General features: G+C 70.8%; 17 protein-coding genes and 1 pseudogene. 10 read left to right on the forward strand and 8 right to left on the reverse strand.

What is annotated here, in order from left to right; genetic code table 11:
- Positions 1–15: 15 nt before the first annotated feature.
- Positions 16–1,833: an HEXXH motif domain-containing protein gene (locus ACFP2T_RS02080; RefSeq protein ID WP_377416630.1), complete on the forward strand. Its 1,818-nt coding sequence runs from the start codon at positions 16–18 to the stop codon at positions 1,831–1,833.
- Here the strand turns inward: ACFP2T_RS02080 and fxsT (ACFP2T_RS02085) are convergent.
- The 3 genes from fxsT (ACFP2T_RS02085) to fsxC form a co-directional block, all read right to left on the reverse strand.
- Positions 1,830–5,753, reverse strand: a complete 3,924-nt coding sequence (fxsT, locus tag ACFP2T_RS02085; protein ID WP_377416632.1) for an FxSxx-COOH system tetratricopeptide repeat protein — start codon at positions 5,751–5,753, stop codon at positions 1,830–1,832. The genes ACFP2T_RS02080 and fxsT (ACFP2T_RS02085) overlap by 4 nt on opposite strands.
- Positions 5,740–6,576: a TIR-like protein FxsC gene (locus ACFP2T_RS02090; protein ID WP_377416634.1), complete on the reverse strand. Its 837-nt coding sequence runs from the start codon at positions 6,574–6,576 to the stop codon at positions 5,740–5,742. Before ACFP2T_RS02090 ends, fxsT (ACFP2T_RS02085) begins: the two co-directional genes overlap by 14 nt.
- Before the next feature lie 223 nt (positions 6,577–6,799).
- Positions 6,800–7,987 (reverse strand): FxsC protein, encoded by a 1,188-nt coding sequence (fsxC, locus tag ACFP2T_RS02095; protein ID WP_377416636.1) that lies wholly within the window; start codon positions 7,985–7,987, stop codon positions 6,800–6,802.
- A 472-nt stretch (positions 7,988–8,459) separates the two neighbouring features.
- On the opposite strand from fsxC, the gene ACFP2T_RS02100 reads away from it, so the two are divergent.
- Together ACFP2T_RS02100 and fxsT (ACFP2T_RS02105) are read left to right on the forward strand one after the other, a co-directional pair.
- Entirely contained in the window at positions 8,460–9,722 is a 1,263-nt protein-coding gene (locus ACFP2T_RS02100; RefSeq protein ID WP_377416638.1) for a TIR-like protein FxsC, read from the forward strand.
- 13 nt (positions 9,723–9,735) lie between these two features.
- Positions 9,736–13,650, forward strand: coding sequence for an FxSxx-COOH system tetratricopeptide repeat protein (gene fxsT, locus ACFP2T_RS02105; protein WP_377416640.1), 3,915 nt, complete (start codon positions 9,736–9,738; stop codon positions 13,648–13,650).
- Positions 13,651–13,654: 4 nt separating this feature from the next.
- On the opposite strand, the gene ACFP2T_RS02110 is transcribed toward fxsT (ACFP2T_RS02105), so the two are convergent.
- From ACFP2T_RS02110 to ACFP2T_RS02125, 4 genes are all read right to left on the reverse strand, one after another.
- Positions 13,655–14,788, reverse strand: a complete 1,134-nt coding sequence (locus ACFP2T_RS02110; protein ID WP_377416642.1) for an FxsB family cyclophane-forming radical SAM/SPASM peptide maturase — start codon at positions 14,786–14,788, stop codon at positions 13,655–13,657.
- 73 nt (positions 14,789–14,861) lie between these two features.
- Positions 14,862–15,041 (reverse strand): FxSxx-COOH cyclophane-containing RiPP peptide, encoded by a 180-nt coding sequence (gene fxsA, locus ACFP2T_RS02115; RefSeq protein WP_192766891.1) that lies wholly within the window; start codon positions 15,039–15,041, stop codon positions 14,862–14,864.
- Between the two features lie 210 nt (positions 15,042–15,251).
- Positions 15,252–16,841, reverse strand: coding sequence for an alkaline phosphatase D family protein (locus tag ACFP2T_RS02120; RefSeq protein ID WP_377416645.1), 1,590 nt, complete (start codon positions 16,839–16,841; stop codon positions 15,252–15,254).
- Positions 16,842–16,958: 117 nt separating this feature from the next.
- Positions 16,959–18,056: an aldo/keto reductase gene (locus tag ACFP2T_RS02125; RefSeq protein WP_377416647.1), complete on the reverse strand. Its 1,098-nt coding sequence runs from the start codon at positions 18,054–18,056 to the stop codon at positions 16,959–16,961.
- An 89-nt stretch (positions 18,057–18,145) separates the two neighbouring features.
- Here ACFP2T_RS02125 and ACFP2T_RS02130 point away from each other — a divergent pair, with 89 nt between their 5' ends.
- From ACFP2T_RS02130 to cydC, 7 genes and pseudogenes are all read left to right on the forward strand, one after another.
- Positions 18,146–18,808: a TetR/AcrR family transcriptional regulator gene (locus ACFP2T_RS02130; protein WP_377416649.1), complete on the forward strand. Its 663-nt coding sequence runs from the start codon at positions 18,146–18,148 to the stop codon at positions 18,806–18,808.
- Between the two features lie 58 nt (positions 18,809–18,866).
- Positions 18,867–19,262 carry a BlaI/MecI/CopY family transcriptional regulator gene (locus ACFP2T_RS02135; protein ID WP_377416651.1) on the forward strand — a complete coding sequence of 132 codons (396 nt, stop codon included), beginning with the start codon at positions 18,867–18,869 and terminating at the stop codon, positions 19,260–19,262.
- Positions 19,263–19,266: 4 nt separating this feature from the next.
- Positions 19,267–20,187, forward strand: coding sequence for a M56 family metallopeptidase (locus ACFP2T_RS02140; RefSeq protein WP_377416653.1), 921 nt, complete (start codon positions 19,267–19,269; stop codon positions 20,185–20,187).
- Positions 20,188–20,329: 142 nt separating this feature from the next.
- Complete coding sequence (locus ACFP2T_RS02145) at positions 20,330–21,589, forward strand: cytochrome ubiquinol oxidase subunit I (RefSeq protein ID WP_377416655.1); 1,260 nt, start codon at positions 20,330–20,332, stop codon at positions 21,587–21,589.
- A gap of 12 nt (positions 21,590–21,601) precedes the next feature.
- Positions 21,602–22,651: a cytochrome d ubiquinol oxidase subunit II gene (locus tag ACFP2T_RS02150; protein WP_377416657.1), complete on the forward strand. Its 1,050-nt coding sequence runs from the start codon at positions 21,602–21,604 to the stop codon at positions 22,649–22,651.
- Entirely contained in the window at positions 22,603–24,405 is a 1,803-nt protein-coding gene (gene cydD / locus ACFP2T_RS02155) for a thiol reductant ABC exporter subunit CydD (protein WP_377416659.1), read from the forward strand. Before ACFP2T_RS02150 ends, cydD begins: the two co-directional genes overlap by 49 nt.
- Positions 24,324–26,174, forward strand: a pseudogene (gene cydC / locus ACFP2T_RS02160) (thiol reductant ABC exporter subunit CydC); the annotation flags it as partial. The gene cydD and the pseudogene cydC, both read left to right, overlap by 82 nt.
- 29 nt (positions 26,175–26,203) lie before the next feature.
- Here the strand turns inward: cydC and ACFP2T_RS02165 are convergent.
- Positions 26,204–26,545 (reverse strand): PadR family transcriptional regulator, encoded by a 342-nt coding sequence (locus ACFP2T_RS02165; RefSeq protein ID WP_377416661.1) that lies wholly within the window; start codon positions 26,543–26,545, stop codon positions 26,204–26,206.
- Between the last annotated feature and the right edge of the window lie 66 nt (positions 26,546–26,611).

Here is a 26,611-nt window from a genome sequence, read left to right on the forward strand (position 1 = left end):
GCAAAGGGCGCGCCGATGACGTCGTATTACGGGCACGTGCATGATGGGCCGGTTCGGCCTCATCGGCTGACCATCGAGCAGTTCGTCGCACTGGGGCAGGGGGATGGCGACCGACACGCCATCGGGGTCCTCTCCGCCAGCCAGCGCTCCAAACGGAGACTGCAACTGCGTGCGGTGGTACAACGGGCGGCGAAACTGGGCGACGACATCGCCGCGATCGTGGCCGAGGCAACGCGACTGCTCGGCGAGGCCGAGGCCGCCCGGCCGGAGTCCGTCCACTCGGTACTGGCTCACCCGTACCTCGACAACTGGGCCAGCTCCTGTCTGCGTCGGCTGCTCCCGGTCGACGGGTCCGGACTGTCCAGGCCGCCGGGAATCGAGGACGAACTCGGGTACCTGACCGCTCTCGCCGCCGCAGCCGCGGCAAAGGCCGGGCTGCCCTTCGAGATCACGCTGCCGGTCCGGGACGGCGTGGCGGCCCTTCCCACGCTCGGTGCGGTGGTGGGGCTGGGTGGCCGCCGGATTCACGTGGTCGGCGAGGGGGCGACACTGACCTTCGTCGGCGAGCTACACACCGTCGTGGTGGCCAGTCCGTTCCGGCGGGAGTCGGCGCACTGGCTCCCGGTCCGGCGAATCCTGGTCGACGGTCCTCGACGCCGCTACGCGGTACGGATCGAGGACCTCGATCCCTACCGGGACTGCCACCAGTGGCCTCCGGCGGCACGGCTCGACGGGTCGGCGGCGCTTCACTTCGACCGCCTGTGCCGGGAGGCATGGTCCGTGCTGGACACGGAATACTCCGACCATGCGCAGGGGATGCGCGCGGCGCTCGTCTCCCTCGTGCCGCTCGCGCCGTCGGATGGCGGTAGGAGCCAGGGTGCCACGTCGTTCCACGCGTACGGGTCACTGGCGGTGTCGACGAGTTCCACACCGGAAGCGCTGGCGTTGTCCCTGATCCACGAATTCCAGCACATGAAACTGGTAGCGATCCTCGACCTGTACACCCTCTACGAATCGGACGGTGTCGCCCGGTACATCGCTCCGTGGCGCTCCGATCCTCGCCCAATTTCCGCCGCACTCCACGGCGCCTACGCCCACCTCGGTGTCTGCGACTTCTGGCGACGGCGCCGTCTGTTGTCGGCGGATCCGAGAGCCGCTCGGACCGCACACTTCGAATTCGCCCTCTGGCGCCGACTCACGCTGCTCGCGGTACACGATCTCCTGAACGCGGGCGAACTGACCGAACTCGGCAAAGGGTTCGTCACGCCGTTGCGGGACCGGTTGGAAGCCTGGGCCGGGGAACCGTTGCCGCCGGACATCGACCGGGCCGCCACCGACGCCGCGCTCGGGTACGCGGTGCGATGGCGTCTGCTGAACGCGACACCGGATCCGTCGACCCTCGCCCGGCTGGCGGCAGCGCCCCGGCCGGCCTGGCTGGCCGACTCGGCCGAACCGGTCGACGCACTGGTGTCCGGGAGGTCGCCTTTTCCGGCACCGGCCACGTCCGAGCCGACCCTCGCCACCCTGATCCGGTCGAGCATGCACACGACCACCGCACAGGCTGCCGTGTCCACTCCGCATCAGGGGGACGTCGCCTACCTTGCCGGCCGGTACGACGACGCCGTCCAGGCGTACATGGCAGGGATCCGCCCCGACGACCTGGACGCTTGGGTCCGACTGGTCGTAGCGACAGCGCGAGCCACCACCCACCCGACCGTCGTATCCAGATCCCTGATCGACCATCCTGGACTGGTTAACAGGTTGTACCTCGCCGCCGGCGGTCGGGTCCCGCCGGTGACGGTTGCCGAGTGGCTGACCACGGCATTGCGCTAGACCGGCTCCAATTCGATGTCGATGTTGATGCGCCGGCCATCACGGATCGCGGCCGTGTTGGGATGTTCCTCGCCGAGTACCTGCAGGGACAACTCGAGCGCCTTCTGGGTCTGTTGCCGCGCGTCGTGCAGCGCACCGGTGTCCCGGAGACTGATCGCCAGGTTGGCGGTCGCCGCGATCGTGGTCGGGTGTTTCCGGCCGAGCCGCTCCACCAGCTTGCCCTGGGTACGCTCGTCGAGGCGCCGGGCGTCGGCCTGGCTGCCGGTGACGTGGCGGGCGTTCGCCAGGTTGAGCCGGCAGGCCAGTGTGAACGGATGGTCGTCGCCGAGGGCGTCGGCGAACTGCTCGGCGGTCTCCTCGAGGGTCGGCAACGCGGCCTCGGGGTCACCGGCCCGGAGCAGGATCATGCCGAGATCGTTCGCCGCACCCAGCGCGAGCGGGTTGTCGGCACCGTACTCGTCGCGGAAGTACGCCAACGCGTCCTCCACCTGTACCCGAGCCAGGGCCTGGTCGCCGAGCGCGGAGTGGAGGCAGGCGGACTCCAGCAGGCACTGCATGGAGTCTGGATGCCGCTCCCCGAGTGCCTTCTGCGACCGACGGAGGCTGTCGTCGAGCAGCGCGACGGCCTCCCGGGGTCGCCCCATCCGGCGCAGCGTGACCGCCAGGCTCTTGGCCGCCCACAGGCTGACCCGGTCGTCGTCGCCGAGTTGGGCCTGGCAGTCCTGCAGGGCAGCCGCCAGCAGTTCCTGAGATGCCCCCAGGTCACCCTGCGCACGCGTGTCACGACCGAGCGCCACGGCGGAGAAAAGCGTCCAGTAGTCGCGCTCTCCCAGCACCTTGCGCCGGCGGCGCAGCGTGTCCGTATCGATCTGCGCGGCCTCGCGGTAGTTCCCGTTGACCCGCTCGGCCAGAGCGGCGTTGTTCGCCGCCATCAGCGTCCGGAAATGGTCGTCGCCGTAGGCGCTCCGCCAGCTCACCCAACTCTGCCGGGTCAGCGCCGCCGCTTCCCGATAGCGTCCGAAGTTCAGGAGATCCGCGGCTAGTCCGCCGGCCGCTTCGAGGGTGTAGAAGTGGTCCGCCCCCAGCATGTCCGTCAGGCGGGGCAACACCTCTTCGCTGATCGCGAGGGATTGGCGGGAGCGACCGGCGTCCCGCAGCGCGTTGGCGAGCTGGACGCGCATCCGCAGGACCAGGGCGTCCTCCGCGTCGAACGTCGCGGACCACTGTTTCAGGGCGGCCTCGGCCAGTTCCTCGCTGCCGGCGAGGTCGCCACGGAGGCGGAGGTACCGCACCATGTCGAGGACCAGTTGCCGGATGGCGTCGTCCCGGGACTCCAGCGCACCGGACGGTTCGAGGTGCGGGCGCAGTTCCTCGTAGGTCGACCAGTTGTCCCGGTCGTCCACCCCGCCCTGCCTCGCCGCCGACGTGGCCGCGAGGATCTCCTGGACCTGCACCCGGCTCTCCGCCCTCGCCTCGACGCTCATCGCGTCCCTGATCACCGTTTGTACCAGCCGATGAACCCGAATCGCGTTGATTGCCGGATCTACCCGGGCGAGCGCGTACCGTCCGATATCCTGGATCAACGCACCGTGCAGCAACGGGTCCCGCATCGCACGGTCGACCTTCGCGAGTTCCTCGACCATCCGAGGCGTCGACAGCAGCCAGGTCGGAATCGGTTCCGGCGAGAAGAACGAGAAGAGTTCCAGCAGGCGGGCGGCGGCGGGCCGGCTCTTGCGGAGTCGTTCCATCGACAGGCTCCAGGTCACCGCGGCCGAGTGCGGATAGCCCTGTGGTGGCTTCTCCGCAAGCATCTCGGGCAGCCGGGTGTCCAACAGGTTCAGGTAGCTCCGTACCGGCATCGCGGTGGTGGCCAGCCAGGCCGCCGCCTGCTCCACCACCAGCGGCAGGTCGCCCAGCCGCTCGGCGACGGCCTCGGCGTCGCTCGGCATCAGGGTCTGTACCCGACGGGAGATCAGCTGGACGCTCTCGGCCCGCTCGAAGACCCCGATCTCGAGGTACTCGGCGACATGGGTCCAGCTCTGGTTGCGGGTCGTGACGATCACGTCGCCGGGACCGTCGGGCAGGAACTCCCGGATCTGCTCCGGTTCCTCCGGGTTGTCGAAGATGATCAACCATCGGGGGAACCGGCTGCCCTGGCGCAACGCCTGCAGGACGGCCTCGACCTGCTCGTTGACGGTCGACCCGGCGAGCTTGAGCTGACCGGCGAGTTTGGCCAGTTCGGCGCGGACGATCTGCGGCTGGTCCGCGGAGATCCACCAGACGATGTCGTAGTAGGCGGCGAACCGGTGCGCGTACTCCAGGGCGATCTGGGTCTTGCCGACCCCACCCAGTCCGAGCAGTGCCAGGGGTTGGGCGGTCGGGTGCCGGTGCAGCCGGTTCCGCAGCTTCTCCACGATCGCGTCCCGGCCGGTGAACGCCGGGTTCCGCGCCGGTACCCGCCAGATCGGCGGCAGCGCGGCCGGGAACCGTGGCCAGGTCCGGCTCTCGCCCGCCCCCGGAGACGACACGTCCATCAGGTCGAGGGCGGCCAGCAGGGCCTCCCGGGCGCGTGTCCCCGACACCCCGTGCAGGTCGACCACGTCCCGCTCCTCGAACATCGCGGGCGTGGGCGTGGTGTCGAACCGGATCGGCACGAGGAAACGGCCCGGTCCGTCGTACTCCCTTTCCTGGCCGCGCCGCCATAGTCGGGCCGCCTCCCGCGAACGCGCGTACTCCTCCGACAGCAGCACGAGAATCCGCTCGGCCCGGTCGACCTCCTCCACCGACACACGCTGCTCGACCAGGCGGCTCTGCTGGCTGACCCGGGACAGCTCGGCGGCCACCCACTCCGCCCAGATCCGGTCCCGTGGGGCGTAACTGATCACCAGCTCCCCAGGGCTGAGCGGGGCACGCCGCTCGAAGTCCGCGAGCCACCGCAGTCGCCGGGTCTCGGGCATGGTGATCGGCAGTTCGACCGGCGTCCCGACCACTATCCCGGTCAGCCGCTCGTACGCCGCGAGTAACGTCCCCTCCTGCCGGGGGCGGTCACCGAACGCCGCCAGGATCTCCTCGTAGGCGTAGTAGACCTTGTAGGGGATCTCCACCGAGCCCCAGTACTTGTCGGAGTCCTGCCGGTCCAACGCCCGGACGAACGGCTCGAACAACTGCCGCGCGTGGGTACGGCTGCGTTCCAGCTTCGTCTGCTCACCGTCCTCGACCCGGGTCGGCACCGGAAAGATCCGGATCGGCTGCCCGTGTCGTAGGTTGCGGATCGACCGGGCCACCGATACCGCACCCTGGATGCTCTGCGTGCTCATCGTGAAGCAGTTGATCAGCACGTCCGGCAGCAGCACCGTGCAGATGCCGGCGGTGTCGCTCAACCCGGTCCGGCTGTCGATCAGCACGTAGTCGTAGTGGTTGCGCAGGTCCTCGCGAAGCGCGGTGAGGAAGACAGCCCCGCCGAGCCGGTCGTAGAAGTCGTCCCAGTTGAACGTGCTGACCCGGGTCGAATACTCCGGACCCTGCCGCCCCGCGGGCACCAGGTCGATCCCGCCGTCGTTGGGGAACGGGAACTCGAGGGAACTGGCGTAGCGCTGGATCTGGGCCAGGTTGGACACCTCGACGGGGTTCAGCACCTCCGAGCTGCCCTCGGCCGGCCGGGTGGCCGCCCTGGCGTACTCACGTACCAGGTCGATCACGCCGTGCGAGCCACGCAGTTCCTTGTCCACCAGGAACGGGTGGAAGTAGCGGTGCAGGCCGGGCGATTCGAGATCCCAGTCGACGGTGAGCACGCGATGGCCGTTGTTGGCGAGCAGCCAGGCGACGTTGGCCAGCGCCATGGTGCGGCCGGTACCACCCTTGTACGAGTAGAAGGTGATGATCCTGCCGGCGTGCTGCCGGGCACCCTCAGGGTCGCTCATGACCACCACCCCTCATGTTGTGCGGTGCGGCACCCGTGCTCTCCCCGGCCCAGTCGCCCGGCTCGGGCTGCTCCTGGTTCTCCGCGACCTCGAGACTGAGAATCGGCCGGGGTGGTGGCCCCTTCGGCACGTCGACGTGCCGTCGAGGCCCGATCAACGTCGAGGGCTCCGGCGCGGGTGCGGGCTCGGCTGACCCGACCGGTCGGACGGAGTCGGTCGACGGATGGAATGCGCTGCCCACCGCCCGCAGATCGGACGGGAACTCCGAGCGGGGATCGGACTCGGGCAGCGGAGTGCCGTCGACGGCGATCTCCGTGATCATCAGGGCGAGGGCGCTGACGAACCGCTCGTACTCGCCGCTGTGCCCGCGCGCGTGCTCCCGGAGCAGCTCGCGCAGGTCCTCCCGGTCGTACGTGTCACCGAACCGCGCGTCGCGGTGCTGAAGGTGTTCGAGGGCATCCGGAACCCGGGTCCGCCGCACCCAGAAGATCGGAATGAGCCGGGCCTGGCGACTCCCGCCGCGCTGCTGCCAGCGACGGACCCTGGTACTGAACACCGCCCATTCCTTCCCGCAGAATTCACTGCGGAAGTAACGCGGCGAGAATAATGCGATCATGGTTTGGGCGCGGCAGAGCGCCTCGACCAATTCCCGTGGCCAGTCGTCCCCGATGCGCAGCGCACCGTCGTCATGGAAGCCGACGGCCGTACCACCGTCCTCACCGGTCAGTACGCGGATCTCCGTACTCAGGTCGTTGAAGAACTGCTGTACGCGCACCTTGTCATCGCGCTCCCCGTGCGCGTAACTCAAGAAAAAGTACAGCACCGGCCCTCCCCGGACCCCACGTCGTACGCAACGGGATATCCGATCAACACCGGAGTGGGGGATCGCCGTACGACGAGGAGTTCCCAGTATGCGCAACATACGCGAGTCACGCTCATTGTAGAAAGGCCGCGCACTGCCCGTCCGGACGGGTCCGGGCCGACGGTGTCGTCGGACCACGGACGGCGAATTGCGGATCATCGTGGACGCAGACATCAGTGATCCGTTACGGACCCTGCAGAATGGGTCGGTCGGCTGGCGCGTCCTGGACCGGCCTGCGAAACACCCGTCCACGGCTGAAGATGCGATTCTGCGCCTCCTCCAGCGCCGACACCAGGTCGATCTCGAACGATTCGGGGCTGTCGATCTCGATACGGACCAGTTGGTCCCCACGCGCGAGATTGTGCGGAAAGGTCTGGGCCAGTCCGGCCCGAAGCTCCCCGCTGTGTCGGACCGTCTCCGCGTCCGTCCCGCTGGCCGGCGCCAGCACCGCGACACTCGGATCCATCCGGCCGTCGAACTCGGCGAGTATCCGCCGGTAGGCGGCGAGCTTCGTGATCCACGCGTCGACCAGCAGGACGACGATCTCGTTGTTCCTGCGGGCCTGGTCAAGACGCGCGGACAGATCGTCGAGGTCGAGGACGTCCGACCGGAAGAGACGCTCGGCGGCCAGCGCACGGGCGTGCGCGACGAGTGGGCCCGGCACCGCCGGCCGGTACGCGGCCCAGTCCTGTCCCCGGTCACCGTAGAAACGGATGTCGTCGCGGACCGCGCCCATCTCGGCACGCGTGCCTGCCGCCACTATGAAGTGCACCTGCTGCGTGGCGGCCTCGGCCAGATCCTTGGCCGAGGGCGTCTGGATCGCGGACTCCACGCCCGCGTAGTCGAAGGCGCTCGGCACGCTTTCGGGATCGAAGTTGGGACTCGTCGGCGGGATGCGGTGCTCCTCGACGGTGCGGACGATCTGGGTGGCCAGTGTGGTCAGCAGCGCCTCGTATCGCGGCCGGTGGCTGCGCAGCCGGATAAGCTGGCGAACCGCCTCACCGCCGTCGCCGGGTGTGCCCTCCATGCCGCTGCCACCGGACCAGAGCACCGACAGCAGCGCCGGAGGGTGCTGGCCGGTCTGCTTCGCGTACCGCTCAAGCCGATCAGCGAAGATCCACCACTCGCGTCCGCAGCGCTCGCTGAGAAAGTAGCGCGGCGAGCAGAGCGCGACGAACGCCTGGCAGCTGGCGAGAGCGTTGCGGACCGGTGCGGACCAGGATGAACGGCTGCCACTGTCAGCCGATTCGACGAATCCGACCTCGCCGTCCACACCCGAGATTTCCCTGACCTTGGCCGACAGATCCCGGAAGAAGCGAATCGCGTAGCTGTCGTCGTCGCCCGCAGCACGGCTCAGGAAGAACTGCGTCAACAGCTCCTCCTCCCGCAGGGGCGGATCATGCGGTCGAGCTTCCTGGATCGCGTTGCGCAAAGAGGCCCCGTCGGGACAGAGGTCCCATTCTGGGGGTACGAACGGGCCGGCCGCAAGGTACCGCGGCTGCGTGTCACCACATCCGGCCGGTGCGCGCAGGTCAGCGCGCAATGGAAGATTGTGCGTTGTCCACAGCGCACGCTGCCCTCCGTTGACTCCGGACGCATCGCCTCAGGCGTCAACCTCCTTACTACCGCACGGCCGCTCGTAACTGATCAACTCAACTGCACAATACGAATCGTGCCAGGTCAGCGCCGCTTTATCCGGTCTGGTGTGATCGCACCAATCTATCCCGTAACCCAATCACTACGCAATCGTGCCCGAAGCGTGCATCATGTCTGTGCGGATGTTCGGTCGCCAGCCGTCGCATCCGCCTCGTGATTCTTCCGCCGGCGAGACGGGGGTTGTTCGGGTGACCGCGCCGCAACAGCCCGGGGGCCCTCGCCGCCTGCATTTCTTCCTCAGCTACGCGCGCAGCGACGACGACCCGTACGTCGAGCGGTTCTACAAGGATCTGTGCGCCGAGGTCCGGGTCCGCGCGGGCCTGGCGAGCGGCGCCGAGGTCGGCTTCTTCGACAAGACCAGCATCGAGATCGGCGCGACCTGGTCGGCGGACCTGGTCGACGCCCTCTCCACCGCCTGCTCCTTCCTGGCGCTCTTCTCACCCCGCTACTTCGCCAGCGAACCCTGTGGCCGGGAATGGCAGTTGTTCGCCGAACGCGTGCGCCAGCACGAGGAGACGAACGAGACCCGCTCGGCCGCGCTGCTGCCGGTCCTGTGGCTGCCGCCCCGCCGGATACCCGACGCGGTGCAGGACGTGCAGTACGACCGCGACGTGTTCAGCGACGCCTACCGGCGGGACGGACTGCGCCAGCTGATGCGGCTGCGCCGCAACGAGGACGAGTACATCGATGCGATCAGCATCCTCGCCGACCGCATCGTGGAGAACGCCGCCACCAACCCGCTGGAACCACTGCCGAACAACCCTCGGATCGACTTCCACGGCCTCAGGAGCGCGTTTCACGGCACCGCCGGGACCGGCCCTCCGCCGGCGGACGAGCCCCGAATCCGTCCTCGATCCGACCACGTCCATTTCGTGATCGCCGCGCCCAGCCAGCAGGAGGCCAGTGCGATCCGCCGGGATTTGCACTTCTACGGCGCGGCCTCGGTCGACTGGGCGCCCTACCTGCCGGCACTTCCGGAGTCCCTGGCCAGTTTCGCCCGTGCGGTAGCCGGTAGGCGCGGCCTGAGTTCGGACGTGTCATCCCTGCCGTTGCTACCCGGAACCGGCACGCCCCCGGGCGGCGACTCGATCGTGGTGCTCCTCGTCGACGCCTGGGTGACACAACTCGACGACTACCGGCAGGCCCTGGCCGAACAGGAGACCCAGCAGGCTCCCGCCACCGCCGCGATGGTCCCCCGGAACCACGAGGATCACGAGACGCACCGGAACTGGCGACGACTCTCCGACGGGCTGCGCAGTGTGATGTTGCACCGGGTGGCGAGCGGAGAGCCACTCGCCTACCGGGCTGACATCCTGACCCACCGGTCCTTCGACGAGGATCTGCAGGTGGTCCTGGAGGTTGCCCGCAACCGGGTCTTCGCCCGCGCCGCCGCACCCGACACCGAGACCTCGATACCGAGGCTTACCCGACCAATTCTCGAGGGACCCTGAGCAGGAGGCTGGGATGGTGTCCACACCCGGTTCGGGACGATCTTCCGGGCATATCATCACTTTCTACTCCTACAAGGGCGGCACCGGACGCACGATGGCGCTGGCCAACGTCGCCTGGATCCTGGCCAGCAGCGGGCACCGGGTACTCGCCGTCGACTGGGACCTGGAGTCGCCCGGATTGCACCGCTTCTTCCACCCCCTGCTCACCGACGACCCGCAACTGCACGCCTCGGACGGCGTCATCGACCTCGTCCGGGACTTCGCCGCCACGGTCGTCCAGGGTTCCGGCCAGTCGACGACCACGACCAGGATGGGCCCGGACGTCCGTCGCTACGCGGTCTCCCTCGGCTGGCGGTTCAGCGGCGGCGAACTCGACCTCCTGCCCGCCGGGCGTCAGGGGCCCACGTACTCGGCGACGGTGAGCACCTTCGACTGGCCGAGTTTCTACGATCGGCTGGGCGGTGCCGCCTTCCTGGCCGAACTGCGGCAGAACCTGCGTGACCACTACGACTTCATCCTGATCGACAGCCGCACCGGACTCAGCGACAGCGCCGGCATCTGCACCGTCCTGCTGCCGGACACGGTGCTGAACTGTTTCACCCTCAGCACCCAGAGCATCGACGGCGCGGTGGCGGTCGCCCGGTCCATCCGCAACCTGCGGGCCAACGAACCGGTACGGATCCTGCCCGTGCCGATGCGGGTCGAGGATGGCGAGCAGAGCAAGCTCGAAGCCGGGCGGGACTACGCCTGGCTCCGGTTCGCGCCGTTCCTCGAACACCTGAGCCCGGACGACCAAGCGCGGTACTGGGCCGATGTGGAGATCCCGTACAAGCTGTTCTACGCGTACGAGGAGATCCTGGCGGTGTTCGGTGACCGGGCCCGGCAGCCGACAACGCTGCTGGCCGCGTACGAACGGTTGGCCACGGTCGTCGGCGGTGACCTCGTGCGGCCGCTCGCCCCGTTGGAGGAGGGGACCCGGCGGCACTGGCTGACCCGGTTCGAGCGGACCCGTCCCCGGGCGATGACCCAGGCGCTGGTCAGTTACGCGGCCAGGGACCGGATCTGGGCCGAGTGGGTCGCCGGGGTGATGGCGGAGGTCGGACTGCCGACGATCCTGCGGGAGGTCACCGAACCGGGACCGGGCGGACCGGCCGAGCCGGCACCGGCCGAGGCCGCCGACCTGGTCACCGTGCTGCTCTCCGCGTCCTACCACCTGCCGACCGAAGTAACGGAATGGATCCTGCGCTCGACGGCCGCACCCGAACGCGGCCGGTCGAACGTGCTCACCATCTCGCTGGACGGCACCCCGCCCCCGGAACAGCTCGAACGGTTCGGGGTGCTGGAGTTGTCCGGGATGTCGGCGGAGGGTGCCCGCGCCGGCCTGTTGGCCACGCTCAACCGGCCGGTCGCCGAGCCCGATGGCGCCGGAAGACTCGTCTCGCCACGGTTTCCCACCCCGCCCCAGATCTCCCGGCTACCGCTGCGCAACGCCCGCTTCACCGGCCGACGCCACCTGCTGTCCCAGATCCGCGACCATCTGTCGTCCGCTCCGACCCCGGCCTCGACGTTGACTCTCACCGGCATCGCGGGTGTCGGCAAGAGCCAGATCGCCGTCGAGTACGCGCACCGCTTCGCCGCCGACTACGACGCGGTGTGGTGGATCTCGGCGGCACAGGCCAGCATGGCCCGAGCCGGCCTGGTCGACCTGGCCGACGAGCTGCGGGTACCGGACACCGAGACGGCCGACGACCGGATCAGGCTGCTGCTCGACGTCCTGGAGCGGTCTACCGCGGACCGGCGGTGGTTGCTCGTCTTCGACAACGCCGGAGATCCAGGCGATCTGGCCGGGATCCTGCCCGGCCGAGCGGTGCACGTCCTGGTCACCTCGCGGGGTGCGGGTTGGGACAGTCAGGGAAAGCTCATCGAGGTCGGCCCGTTCGACCGGAACGAGAGCGTCGAACTGCTCCGGCTCCGGATTCCGGCGCTGACCCCGCAGGATGCCGAGCAGGTCGCCCGGCGCCTCGGTGACCTGCCCCTCGCCGTCGAACAGGCGGGTTCGTGGCTCGCGGCGACCAGGATGCCGGTCGACCGGTACCTCACGCTGCTCGACAGCCAGCTGACCCGGCTGCTCGGCGAGAACCTGCCCGCAGGGTACGAACGGGCCGGGCCGGCGACCTGGCTACTCTCCCTCGACCGGCTCCGCGACGAGAAACCGGCGGGAGCCCGGCTCATGGAGTTGCTGGCCTTCTTCGGACCGGAACCGATCCCCGCCTCGCTGCTCTACAGCCGACGGCTGATCGAGATCGTGGCCGGCGAAGACGCGACGCTGCGGGACGTCACCAACTTCGCCGGCGTGGTCGAGCAGGCCCAGCGCTACGCCCTCGCGACCTTCGACCCGAGACACGGCGCCCAACTGCACCGGCTCATGTCGGAGGTCATCCGGCACAGCCTGTCGGACGAACTCGCCGAGCAGCATCGGCGACACGTGCACGAGATTCTGGCCGCCGCCAACCCCGGCGACCCCCACTTGCCCGGCAACTGGCCGGCCTTCGCGGGGCTGTGGCCGCACGTCGTCCCCGTCCAGGCCCATGAGTCGACCGACGACGGCGTCCGCCAGCTCGTTCTCGACATCGGGCGATACCTCTACCGCCGGGGCGACTTCGCCACGAGCGCTGAACTGCTGAGGTCGGCGCTCGATGTCTGGAAGGACAGATTCCCGGAGGACGACCTGAGAGTGCTGGCCGCGAAGGTCTTCCTCGCCAACGTCCTACGCCCGCAGGCCAGATACGAGGAGGCCCTGCGGTTGAGCGAGGATGCCTACGAAGGACTCCTTCGGACCGTGGGCCTTCGGCATGAGTACGCCCTGCTGTCCGTGGCCGGGCTCGCCGCCGACCTGTTCAGCACGGGTGGGTTCAGCCGAGCCCGCGACCTCAACGCGGAGGGCCTGCGGCAGTCGATCGAGCTGTTCGGTCCAGAACACCGCCGGACGTTGCGGGCCAGGAACAACCTGGCCGTCGCACTTGAGAATCTGGGTGACTTCCAGGAGGCACAGCGCCTGCACGAGCAGGCGTACCAGGAGCGCCGCCGGGTGCTCGGTGAACGTTTTCCGGACACCCTCTTCTCGGCGACGAGCTACGGTCGGGTGCTCCGGCTCTCCGGTGACCTACGCGCCTCTCGCCGCGTCCTGGAGGCGGCCGTGGCTGGGCACCGCGAGGTGCACGGCGACAATCACGCGTCGACCCTGCGCAACCTGGTCGAGCTTGCCGCCACCCTCCGGCGGCTGGGCCAGCTGGACGCCGCACTGGATCTGGCCCGGAGCACCCACGCGACCTACGAGGCGACCCGCTCGGCAACCAGCCCGGACCGGCTCGCCTGCGCCAACACCCTCGCGCTGACCCTGTCCGCACTGGGCAATCAGGTGGAGGCACTGGAACTCGGCTGGGACAGCGTCGACAGGCAGCAGGACGTTCTTTCCGGAAGTCACCCGTACGTGCTGGCCCTGCGGGAAAACCTCGCCATCTACCTGCGCCGCAACGGTGAACTGGACACCGCGAGCCGAGAGGCCGACGTCGCGCTCGACGGGATGCGGGCCGCTCTGGGCGACGAACACCCGTACACCCTGCAGTGCCTGGTCATCACCGCGAACGTCCGGTTCGCCCTCGGCGATCCGGGGGCGGCGCGGGAATTGGAGCGAGCGGCTTACAACGGGATGGCACGGATTTTCCGCGATACCCATCCGGACCTGTTGACCGCCGGATGCAACCTGGCGGCGAGTCGAGCGGCGGTGGGCGACCTCGGCGGGTTGGCGGACTTCCGCGCCGACCTGGTCGCACGGGCAACCCGTGGCATCGGCCGGGAACACCCGCTCACCGCGACGATCCTGGCCAAGGACCGGGCGGAGTGCGAGATCGACCTTCTGCAGTCCTGAGCCCTCAGCCAGTCTGACGAACACTCCTCAGAACGGCCAGCTCCGCGTTCAGCCGGCCGCGGATGTGCATGATCAGTGCTGTCAGGTCGGGGCAGTAGACCGACGGATTGTCGAACCCGTTCGCGGCCCGGTAACGGTGGGCGTACAGGCCGCCGCCACAGACCTGGACCAGCGGACATGTCCGGCAGGTGGCCGCGAGTCCCGCCAGGCCGGTTTGGCGCGCCCGGAAGGCGGGTTGGGCGATCGCCTCGTCGAAGGTGGACGACCGGACGTGCAGGCCGGTGGCTGCCATTCCCTCCTCCGTGGTCTTCAACGCGTCGCCCTGCTCGATCGCGCCGTCGGTCTCCACCGTGATCAGGTCACTCGGGCTGAGCCCCACCACCTCGCTACCGCTCGACCCGCCGAGCAGCAGATCGATCAACGACTCGAACAGTCGGATTCCGGTCCGTTGCGGCCGGGTGGCGTACCACTCGTCGAAGATCGGGAGGAGCCAGTCCGCGTACGGCGTGTCCGCGCTGTCGGTCCGCCGGCCGGGCGGCGGTGTCGTCCAGTTGCCGTGCGGCAGCAGGAAGTCCATCCGGGGCGGTGCGAAGGTCAGCAGGCTCCGGTACACGTCGAGCGGGTCGTTCTCCAGGTTGATCGTGCAGAGGATTCCGCCGTAGAGGTGCCGGTACTGGTGCTGGTTCAGCCGCTCCAACGCCTGCGCGACCGCTCGGTGGCTGCCCTGTCCACCGCTGAAGACCCGGTGTCGGTCGTTGGCCGCCTCCGGCCCGTCCAGGCTGACCCCGACCCGGATGTCGTACCGGTCGAATACGTCGAGGAACGTCTCGTCGAGCAGTACCCCGTTCGTCTGGACCCGCAAATCGACCACGGTGCTGGCCGGGACGGCCGCGCGGATGCTCCGCGCGACGTGACCGACGAGTTCCCGACCGGCCAGGAGTGGTTCGCCGCCGTGCAGGATGACCGTCACCCGGCCGATCCGATGCTGCCGCGCGTGCTCGCCGATCCGGGTGGCCGCCAGCTCGACGACGGCCCGGGACATGGTCCTGGGCCGGTCCCGCCAGCTCTGGTCGACGTGCTGGTAGACGTAGCAGTAGTCGCAGGCCAGGTTGCACCGACTGTGGATTTTGAGCAGCACCTGCCGAACCGGCGTGCCGACCGCAGTGTCGGAACCGTTCGCACCGTTCCCGTCTGGCTGTGCCGGCAGCGTGTCAGATGTAGTTGTTGAACGCCGCCACGGTGTCCCGGGGATGCCGCTGGGCCGCATCGATGACCCTCCGGATCGAGTTGGCCAGGACGGACTCATCCTCGTCCATCTGCAGCACCTGGGCCAGCGGGATGTCATCGAGATCGACCAGGTGCCCCTCGACGTCGGGCCCGACTCTCTTCATGCCGCACTCGTCCTCCGCCGCCGCGAAATGTTAGACAGAGGTTACCGTGCGCGGCGAGAGGGGCGGCTATTCACGACTCGGCTCCGACACGTCGGCGGCATCCCCGACCTGGCCACCCTGTGGATCGTGTTTCCGCTCGCGACCTGTCCAGGAGACTTCCAGGTGGTCGAACGGCTCCGATCAGCCAACGGGTCTGGCCCCGTTCCGGGCTCAGACTCGACGCGCCCCCGGCCGGCCGTTCTCGACGACGAACGAGGCGTACGTGGACTCCGGGGCGTCCGGCCGGCTGACCGTACTGACCATTCGCAGGTCCGCGCGCAGCTCGGATCGGTCGAGCTGGCAGCGCACGTACCCGCGCCGGTCGCCGTCGAAGAACCGGATGTGCGGATTGAACTTGATCATCGGTCCGTAGTAGGGCCCGTACACGTCTCCGTCACCGTTGCTGGAGATGGACGTGCCGACGATCTCCGACGCGACGACCGGCGAGGACGGGTCGTCGAAGTCGCGGAGGATGTCGTTGACGAACGTCGAGTGCCAGTCTCCGGTGACCACCACCGGATTGCTGACGTCGTGCCGTACCCAGGCCTCGGTGAGCCGGTTGCGGGCCGCCGGGTAGCCGTCCCAGGCGTCGTGCCAGAGCCGCTCGCCGGCCGCGCCGTCGTGGTCGAGCCGGGCCAGCATCACGTTGCTGCCCAGGATGTTCCAGCGGGCGGACGAGGAGGCCAGGCCGGCGTAGAGCCAGCGTTCCTGCTCGGCGCCGAGCATCGTCACCGCCGGGTCGTACGCGTCGGCGCAGGCGTCGGCCTCGCCCCAGCCGCAGGGTGGAACGGAGCGGTACTGCCGTCCGTCGACCAGGTCGAGCTGGGCCAGGCGTCCCCAGCGCAGCCGGCGGTAGATCCGGGGGCCCCGTACGCCCGGCATCGCCTGCGTCCGGACCGGCTGGTGCTCGTACCACGCCTGGTAGGCGGCGGCCCGGAGCGCGCCGATGTCCCCCTCGTACTGCGACTGCGTGTTGGCGTAGTCGTTCTGCACCTCGTGGTCGTCCCAGGTGACCATCCAGGGAAACCGGGCGTGCGCTGCCTGCAGGTCGGGGTCGCTCTTGTAGAGCGCGTACTGCATCCGCCAGCGCGTCACGTCACGCGGGGCGGCCCGGAGCACCTCCGGGGTCGCGGTACGCCGGTAGCCACCGTCGGCGGGGATCCCACCCTCGTAGACGTAGTCGCCGAGGTGCAGTACGAGATCGAGATCCTCCTCGGCCATATGCCGGTACGACGGGTAGTACCCGCTGTCCCAGGACTGGCACGAGGCGAACGCGTACGCCAGCGAGCCCCCTGCGGCCTGGGCCGAGGGTGCCGTCCGGGTGCGGCCGGTCGGCGACACGTCGTGGCGGTAGCGGAACCGGTAGAAGAACTCGCCGTCCGGCCGCAGCCCGTCCACCTCGACGTGGACGGAGTGCGCCAACTGCGGCAGTGCCCACGCCGTGCCCTCGCGTACCAGATGTCGGAACCGCTCGTCCCGGGCCACCTGCCACTGCACCGGCACCCCCTGTCCCGGCATGCCCCCGCCGGGCTCGAACGGTCGTGGCACGAGCCGGGTCCACAGCACCACACCGGTCGCGGTCGGGTCGCCGCTGGCGACGCCGAGCGTGAACGGATAGTTTCCGCCGCCCGGTCGAGGTGTGGCCACCGCCCGGTCCACCGGGAGCTGGGCCAGGGCGGCGGCTCCGGCGACACCCGCAACGCCGGCCAGGAAGCGTCGGCGATCGATCCAGGTACGGGCGGCGAGCGTTTTGTCGATCATGAACGTCAGGTTTATCGACCTCAGATGGCCGGCGGATGGCGTCCGGATGTGTCGAGCCGGTGGGGCAACGGAATCGCACCTGAACGCCGGGTGTCGACACCCGCCCCTGCGTCGTCGTCAGGCTGCGGTGGCCCGCCCGGCGTCCTGTTCGCGCGCGGTCGCACCGCCGTGCCGTCCGGCGCCCACGACCGGCGGATTGAGCCGGCCGAAGCCCTCCTGACGGTGGTACGGGAAGTACGGATAGGGCGGCGTCCGGGCGCTCGCACTGTCGAGTCTGGCCACCTGGTCGGGGGTGAGGGTCCAGCCGACCGCGCCCAGGTTCTGGCGTAGCTGCGTCTCGTTGCGGGCGCCAATGATGACCGATGCCACCGTCGGTCGCCGGAGAAGCCAGTTGAGGGCGATCTGCGGAACGGCCCGGCCGGTCTCCCGCGCCACCTCGTCGAGGGCGTCGACCACCCGGAACAGGTACTCGTCCCGTACCGGTGGGCCGTAGTCGGCCGTCCGGTGCAGCCGGCTTCCGGCCGGCAGTGGCCGGTCGCGCCGGACCTTGCCGGTGAGCCGCCCCCACCCCAGTGGACTCCAGACCACCGCACCGACGCCCTGGTCGAGCCCGAGCGGCATCAGCTCCCACTCGTAGTCGCGGCCGACGAGCGAGTAGTACACCTGGTGGGCGACGTAGCGGGGATAGCCGTGCCGGGCCGCCACCCCGAGCGACTTCATCAGCTCCCAGCCGGCGAAGTTGGAGACCCCGACGTAGCGCAGTTTGCCGGCCCGGACCAGGTCGTCGAGGGTGGACAGTACCTCTTCGATCGGCGTTCCGGCGTCGAAGGCGTGTAGCTGGAAGAGGTCGATATGGTCGGTGCCGAGCCGACGGAGCGCCTGCTCGCAGGCCGCGATCAGGCGGGCCCGGGACGAGCCGGCGTCGTTGGGTCCGGCACCCGTCGGCAGGCTGGTCTTGGTCGAGAGGAGCACCCGGTCGCGGCGGCCCTTGATGGCCTCTCCCAGCACCTCCTCCGAGGCGCCGTCGGAGTAGACGTCCGCGGTGTCGAACATCGTGACACCGGCGTCCAGGCAGATGTCCACGAGCCGGCGGGCCTCCCGGGCGTCCGAGTTCCCCCACGCGCCGAACAACTCCCCCGCGCCGCCGAAGGTGCCGGCCCCGAAGCTCAGCGCCGGCACGTGCAGGCCGGACGCGCCCAGTCTCCTGAATTCCACGTCGTGCTCCGATCTAATGGATCCACAGTCCCGTTAAGCTGTCGCCAACGTAGCACGCGTCGGGCCGCTAATGGAACTGGAGACCCGTTATGACCGTTGAACAGGCCGGGCCGGGAACCACCCGCCCGGGTGGTCGTACCGCCCGGATCCGGGCTGCCGTGTTGCGGGCAACCGGTGATCTACTGGCGGAACACGGTTTCGCCCGCCTGGATCTCGCCGACGTCGCGAGCCGCGCGGAGGTGGGCAAGACGACCGTCTACCGCCGATGGGGCAACCCCGCCGGCCTCGTCGCCGATCTCCTGACGGAGATGGCCGAGCAGTCGCTCCCCCGCACCGAGACCGGCACGCTGCTCGGGGACCTGACGGCCAACGCCCGGCTCGTACAGCGGACGCTCTCCGACGCTCGCCAGGGCGCACTGTTCCGGGCGGTGATCGCGGCGGCCGTCTGGGACGACCGGACGGACGGGGCCCTGCGCCGCTTCTACGACGTACGAATCGGGGAATGGGCGCCCTGCGTGCAACAGGCCATCGCCCGGGGCGAGGTGCCCGAGGGCACCGACGGACGCGAAGTGATCAAGGCTGTCTCCGCTCCGCTCTACTACCGCCTGCTCGCCAGCCGGGAACCGATCGACGAGGCCGCCGCGGACCGCGCCGCCGGGGCGGCGGCGATCGCCGCCCGAGCCGGGGCGTACCTGCGGCCCGACGTGCGGCAGGCGGCACGACCGGAGCGGGCCGACGAGCCGGGGATGTGACCGGGGACGTAGCCGTCGCCGTAACCAGGTATACGACGACGGGTAGTAGAATTGCCGCGTGACGCGACTCGGTGACCTCGAACGTGCCGTGATGGACGTGCTCTGGGACCGGGGCGCGAGCGCCGGTTCCGGGGTGACCGTGCGCGAGGTGGCCGAGGGGCTCCGGAATCGCGAGCTGGCGTACACCACCGTGATGACCGTGCTGGACCGACTGGCCGGCAAGGGCATGGTCGAACGCGAGCGGGCGGGCCGGGCCTGGCGGTACCGGCCGGCGGCCAGCCGGGAGGCACACATCGCCCGGCTGATGCTCGACGCCCTGGACCTGGCCGGCAGCCGGGACGCGGCACTGGTCCGGTTCGCCCGGTCGGTGACCGGGACCGAGGCCGACGTGCTGCGGGCCGCCCTCGCCGAGGAGGCCGCCGAAGAGCCGCCCGCGTCGAGCGCGGCGAGGTGACGGCGTGACCTACGCCGCCCACTTCGCGATCGCCGTCCTGGCCTGCTATGTGGCGGCCCGGGTGCTCACCGGTACGGGTCGGCTCGGCGCGGCGTGGGCCTGGCACAGCCCTCGGGTCGCGATCATCTGCTGGCAGGCGGTCGGCCTGGCCCTGGGGCTCTCCGCGATCGGCCTGCCGGTCTCGATCGGGCTGGCCCCGTACGGGCAGAGCACCGGTTCGGCGCTGCGTTCCCTCGTCGGTGACCTGTTCGGCGGCGCCCTGCCCCGGGGCATGGGGGTGACCCACCTCGGGCTCGTCGGCGTCGGTCTCGGCGTGGCTGTCGTACTGCTCTGGTCGACGGCTCGCAGCCTGCTCAGCGCGCTGCGCGCCCAGCGCCGGCACCGCGACCTGCTCACCCTCGTCGCCCGGGACGATCCGGCCGCGCCCGGCGCGCTGGTACTCGACCATCCCAGTGCCGCCGCCTACTGCCTGCCCGGGGTACGTCCGCAGGTGGTGGTCAGCGCCGGCACCCTGAGCCTGCTCGACCAGCCACAGCTCGCGGCGGTACTGAGCCACGAGCGGGCGCACGCCGACGAGCGGCACGACCTGGTGCTGCTGCCGTTCACCGCGCTCTGCCGGGCGCTGCCCGGGGTGCGTTGGGTGCGTACGGCGCACGAGGCGGTCGCGCTGCTGGTGGAGATGCGGGCCGACGACAAGGCCCGACGCCTGCACGCCGACGCCCCACTCGCGGCCGCGCTGCTGCGGTTCGCCAGCGCGGGTTCCCGGGTCACCCCGACCGGTGCGCTCGGTGCCGCCGACGGCGAGCTCGACGCCCGGGTCGCCCGGCTACTGGTGGCGGAACGGCCGAACCGGCTGCGCGGGATTGCCGCGCTGACGCTCGCGATGGCCCTGGTCAGCCTGCCGGTGTCGCTCTTCCTGCGCTGAGGTTCCAGCATCTACTACAACTGGTAGTAGTATGGAGCTACTGCGAAAGCAGTACGAAAAGATACTTCGTGCGCCGTATGCGTAGGTAGGTTGCCTATCCATAGGCTGACTACCAGAGCGACGCCAACGCCGAAGGGTTGCCATGGACCCGCTTCTGATCGCACGCCTACAGTTCGCCAGCACGGCATCGATCCACTTCCTCTTCGTCGCCGTGACACTGGGCCTGGTCACCCTGCTCGTCTACCTGCAAACCGCCGGATTCGTCACGAAGAAGCCCAGGTACGAGCGGCTGACCCGCTACTGGGGCACGCTCTACGTCATCAACTACGTGCTGGGCATCGCCACCGGCATCGTGATGGAGTTCCAGTTCGGGCTGAACTGGAGCGGGCTGTCCCGCTACGTCGGCAACGTCTTCGGTGCCCCGCTGGCGATCGAGACGCTCGTCGCGTTTTTCCTGGAGTCGACCTTCCTCGGCATGTGGATCTTCGGCTGGCACCGGCTGCGCCGGGGCGTACACCTCGCGTTGCTCTGGGGCGTGGCGGTCACCGCGTACGCCTCGGCGTACTGGGTGATGGTGGCCAACTCGTGGCTACAGAACCCGGTCGGCTACGAGGTACGCGATGGCGTCGCCCACCTGACCGACTTCGCCGCGCTGCTGACCAACCCCACGCTCACCTACGCCCTCCCGCACGTGCTCGGGGCGGCCCTGATGGCGGGTGGACTGCTGATGGCCGGGGTGAGTTCCTGGCACCTCATCCGGCGCACCGCCGACCACGCCCTGTTCCGTACGTCACTGCGGCTCGGCCTGGTCGCCGGGCTGCTGGGCACCACGCTCACGATGGGCTCCGGCTTTCCGCAGTTCGGCGCGGTCGGCGCGGTACAGCCCACCAAGTTCGGCGCCGACGTCGCCGAGGCTGGGCTGCTCGAACGGTGGGCCGGCCAGTTCGGTCCCGGCGACTACACCCCGCCGGAGTGGACCGGTGTGCCGCTGGAGCTGATGATGATGATCGCCTTCGTACTGTCCTGGGGGATCTTCCTGCTCCCGCTCTTCTACCGCGACTGGATCATCCGGCTGCGCTTCCCGCTGTACCTGGTGCTGCTGACCACCCCGCTGCCGTTCGTCGCCCTGATCTCCGGCTGGCTGGTCCGGGAGGTGGGCCGGCAACCCTGGGCGGTGTACGGCCTGCTGCCGGTCTCCGAGGCGGTCAGCCCGGTCGGCAGCGGTACGCTGCTCAGCTCGTACGTCGGTTTCACGCTGCTGCTCGGCACCCTCGCCGTCGTCAACTGGGTGCTGATGGCCCGGCACGCCGCCCGAGGTGCCGATGATCTCGCCCTGGGCCGCCCGCCCGAGCCGCCACCGGCGGAGCTGCCCGAGCCCGCCCCCGTACCGGTCCACGCGTGAGGAGGTAGATCCGTGCATACCGCCTGGTACGTCCTGCTCGGCCTCTTCTTCGCCACCTACCTGGTGCTCGGCGGCTACGACTACGGCGTCGGCATGCTGCTCGCCCGCCCCGACCGGGAGCGATCCGACGGCGGACGGGAACGAGCCGACGGCGGACGGCCGGACCGGCGCCGGGACGCCCTCACCGCGCTCGGCCCGTACTTCCTCGGCAACGAGGTCTGGCTGGTGGCCGCCGTCGGCATCCTGTTCGGCGCGTTCCCGATGTTGGAGGGGGAACTGCTCTCCGGGCTCTATCCGGCCGTGCTGCTCGCGCTCGGCGGCGTGGTCGTGGTGACCGTCGCCGTACAGCTGCGCAGCCGCCCGTCCAGCCCCGGATGGCGGCGCCGCTGGGATCGCGCCGTGGTCGCCGGCAGCGTCCTCGCCGCCGGTGGCTGGGGAGTCGTCCTCGCCGGGTTGCTCCAGGGCGTACCGGTCGCCGCCGACGGTCACGTCGACGGGCCCGGCCAGGTCTTCACGCCGTTCACCGTGGCGGGCGGGCTGCTGCTGGTCGCGCTGGTGTCCGTACACGGCGCCGCCTTCCTGGCGCTCCGGCTGCCCGGGGACGCCGGGCGCCGGCTCGCCGGGGTGGGTCGCCGGCTGGTCCTCCCCGCCCTGGCCGCGATCGCCGCCGCCACCGCGCTGGGCCTGCTCTCCGACCGGGTACGCGACACGGTGCGGCAGCCGGTCGCCGGAGTCCTGCTGCCGGTCGTACTCGGGCTGGCCCTGCTCCTCGCCCACCGGGCGCTCGGCCGGCAGCGGCCCGGACTCGCGTTCACCGCCACGTCGCTGGCGCTGGCCGCCCCGGTGCTGCTGATCGGCGCGACGACCTGGCCGTACGCCCTGGTGTCCAGCGTCGATCCGGCGGCCAGCCTGACGGTGGGCGCGGCGGCGGCCAGCGAGCCGACCCTGCGGCTGTTGAGCTGGCTGATCGTGCCACTGCTGCCCGCGCTGCTCGGCTTCCAACTGGTGTCCTGGTGGATCTTCCGTGGCCGGCTCGACGCCAGGACGCCGGTGTACTGGTGAGTCGTCGCCGCCCCTTCGATCCACGGCTGCTGCACCGGGTGCCCGGTGCGCGGCGCCCGCTGGCCGCCCTCGGCGTCCTGGGCGTGGCCGCCGCCGGGCTGGTACTCGCCCAGGCCACCACGCTCGCCATGGTGCTGGCCTCGGCGGCGGGTGGACGCCTGGACCGGGTCGCCCTCGCCGGTTTCGTGGCCAGCGTCGCCGGTCGGGCGGCACTGGTCTGGGCCCAGGGAACGATGGCGGCGCGGGCCGCCGCGACGGTCAAGGCGGCGCTCCGCGCCGACCTGCTCGACGCCGTCGGCCGGCGCGGACCGGGTTGGCTGTCCGGGCAGCGTGCCGGCCAGCTCGCCACCCTGGCCGGGCGCGGTCTGGACGCGCTCGACGCGTACTTCACCGGCTATCTGCCACAGCTCGTGCTGAGCCTCACGGTGCCGCTGGCCGTACTCGCCCGGCTGGCGTTCGCCGACTGGAGTTCCGCCGTGATCATCGCGCTGACACTGCCGCTGATCCCGGTCTTCGGCGCGCTGCTGGGCTGGCAGGCGCAGGCCGCGACGGAACGCCAGTGGCGCCGGCTGACGCTGCTCGGCGGCCACTTCCTGGACATGGTGACCGGCCTGCCCACCCTGCGGGTGTTCGGGCGGGCGCGCGGCCAGGTGGGTGTGGTCCGGCGGATGGCCGACCAGCACCGGCTGGCGACCATGAAGACGCTGCGGATCGCGTTCCTCTCCGCGCTGGTGCTGGAACTGGTCGCCACCCTCTCGGTGGCGTTGGTCGCGGTGCCGATCGGCCTCCGGCTGCTCGGCGGCGGGCTCGCCCTGCAGACGGCGCTGCTGGTGCTGCTGCTCGCGCCCGAGGCGTTCCTGCCGCTCCGCGCCGCCGGCAGCCAGTTCCATGCCAGCCAGGAGGGACTGACGGCGCTCGACGAGGCGCTCACCCTGCTGGCTCCCCCACCGACGGCCGTCCGGTCCGATCCGGCCGCGAGCCGGCCGCCGGCCGAGACCCGGCCGTCGGATCTCACCCGGCCGCCGGCCGAGACCCGGCTGCCGGGGGAGATCCGGTTCGAGTCCGTCACCGTCGCGTACGACCGCACCACCGCGCTGCGGGACGTCTCCCTCACCATCCGGCCGGGCGAGCGGATCGCCATCGTCGGCCCCAGCGGTGCCGGCAAGAGCACCCTGCTCAACCTGCTGCTCGGCTTCGTCACACCGACCAGCGGGCGGATCACGGTGGACGGCACCGACCTCGCCGAGGTGAACCTCGACGACTGGCGCCGGGAACTGGCCTGGGTGCCGCAGCGGGCGCATCTGTTCGGCACCTCCCTGGCCGAGAACATCCGGCTCGGCGCACCGGACGCGACGGCGGAGTCGGTACGCGCGGCGGTGCGGGCCGCCGGGCTGGCCGAGGTCGTCGCCGCGCTGCCGGAGGGCCTCGACACCCGGCTCGGCGAGCGCGGCCACGGCCTGTCCAGCGGGCAACGCCAGCGGGTGGCGCTGGCCCGGGCCTTCCTGCGGGACGCCCCGCTCGTACTGCTCGACGAGCCCACCGCCCGGCTCGACGGCGCCTCGGAGGCCGCCGTCCTCGCCGGCACCCGGCGGCTCGTCGCCGGCCGTACCGCCCTGCTCGTCGCGCACCGGCCGGCGCTGCTGACCGACGCGGACCGGGTGCTGCGGGTCGAGGACGGTCGGGTGATCGACACGACGCCGGCCCCCTTCGGCCCGCCGGCCGACACCGGTACGCCCCGGGAGGTGACGGTGTGAGGCTCCACGCCGAGCGCACGATCTGGCGACTGACCCGGCCGTACCTGGGTCGGCTGCTCGGCGCCGGCCTGCTCGCGGCCGGCACCGAACTCGCCGGGCTCGTCCTGATGGCGACCGCGACCTGGCTGCTGATCACCGCGGCCGGGCGGCCACCCCTCGACGCGCTCACCGTCGCGATCGTCGCGGTGCGGGCCCTGGCCATCGGCCGGGGGGTGCTGCGCTACACCGAGCGGCTGGCCGGCCATGACGCCACCCTCCGCGTCGTCACCGAGGTCCGGGCCCGGGTCTTCGCCACCCTGGCGGCCCGCAGGGGCGGCGACGGGGAACGCTCCGGCGACGTCCTCAGCCGGCTCGTCTCCGACGTGGAGGCGGTGCAGGACCTGCTGCTCAGAGTGCTGGTCCCCGGGGTCGCGGCCACCGTCGTGGGCCTGCTCGCCGTGGTCGGCGCGTCCGCCGTCGCACCCGCTGCCGGGCTGGTCGTGGCCGGCGGGCTGCTGCTGGCCGCCGTCGCCCTTCCGGCCCTGGCGACGGCGTTGACCCGGCGTACCGCCGCCCGGGTGGCGCCGTTGCGCGGCGCACTCGCCGCCGACGCCGTGGACCTGACCCATGGCGCCGCGGACCTCGCCGCCTTCGGTGCGACCCGGGCGGCGCTGGACCGGGCGGACGCCCGCGCCCGCGAGGTCGCCCGGCTGGAACGCCGGACGGCGGCGCTGGGCTGGGCGGTCGACGGCCTGGGGGTGCTGGTGGCCGGCGCGACCAGTGCCGTGGTGGTGACGGTGGCGCTCCAGGCGGATGTGAACGGGGTCCTGGTCGGCGTGCTCGGCGTCGGCACGCTCGCCGCTGTCGAGTCGACGCTGGCGTTGGTCGGCGCGGCCCGGCAGTGGACCCGGCTGCGGACCGGCCTGGGCCGGGTGGCCGAGTTGCTGTCCGAGTCCGACGGGCTGGCGGCGCCCGATGCGGGCGGTGGCCCGGCGGCCACACCGGACCCTCCCCGTCGGTCGCACTGCCGGCTGGCGCAGGTGAGCGTGCGGTACCACCCGGAGGCCGCGCCGGCCCTCGACCGGGTGAGCCTCGACCTCCCGCCGGGCAGCCGGATCGCGGTCGTCGGTCCGAGCGGCGCGGGCAAGAGCAGCCTGCTCGCCGTGCTGACCGGCGCCGTACGGCCGAGCAGCGGCCACGTGACGTTCGACGGTACCGACCTGCGCGACCACGCGGCCGAACGGCTGCCCGGGATGGTCAGCGGGCTGCTGGCCGAGGCGCACGTCTTCCACGCGTCGGTCCGGGAGAACCTGCTACTCGGCCGCCCCGGGGCGACCGACGACGAGTTGGCCGGAGCGGCCGAGGCAGCCGGCCTGCTGGACTGGGTACGGCGGCAGCCGGCCGGCTGGGACACGATGGTGGGCGAGGACGGTGGACAGCTCTCCGGTGGACAGCGGCAGCGGCTGGCCCTGGCCCGGGCCCTGCTCGCGGCGCCGGCCGGCGTGCTGGTGCTGGACGAGCCGACCGAGGGTCTCGATCCCGGTGCCGCCGACCGGGTCCTCGCCTCCGCGACCGCCTACGCCGGCCCGGACCGCACGGTGCTGTTGGTCACCCACCGGCTGTCCGGATTGGACCGGTACGACGAGATTGTGGTGCTCGACTCGGGCCGGATCACCCACCGGGGCCCGCACGCCGAACTGGTCGAGCAGCCCGGCTGGTACCGGGAGCAGTGGCTGCGTCAGGCAGCCGTGGAACAGGGCTACCTGGCCCTTGGCGTCGCGACGAACTGACCGGCCCGAACGAACCGACCGACCTGCACTCAGGCGGGCGCACCCGGCGACGGCACGACACCCAGGAACTGGCCCACCGTCGAACTGAACTGCTGCCAACTGGTGCGCTCGCCCGCCAGGGCGCGGTGGCCCGCGCCGGTGAGCTCGTACGTCCGCCGCTCCCGGCCGTTGACCGTACTCCAGGCGCTGCTCACGTAGCCTGCCCGCTCCAGCCGACGCAGGGCCGGGTAGATGGTTCCGGTGGGAAGGTTGAGCGCGCCGCCGCTGCGCGCCCGGAGCGCCTCGATGATGGCGTACCCGTGCAGCGCGCCCTGTTCGAGCACCGCGAGCAGCAGCGCATCGAGATGGCCGTGCAGCGCCTGCGCGTTCATAGGTAGCAAGCCTACTAATAGATGCGGCGAACTCCAACGGGGTGCCGGCATCCACGCCCGCCGCCG

The sequence above is a fragment of the Plantactinospora solaniradicis genome (assembly GCF_042658085.1).
In the GTDB taxonomy this organism is placed as follows: Bacteria; Actinomycetota; Actinomycetes; order Mycobacteriales; family Micromonosporaceae; genus Plantactinospora; species Plantactinospora solaniradicis.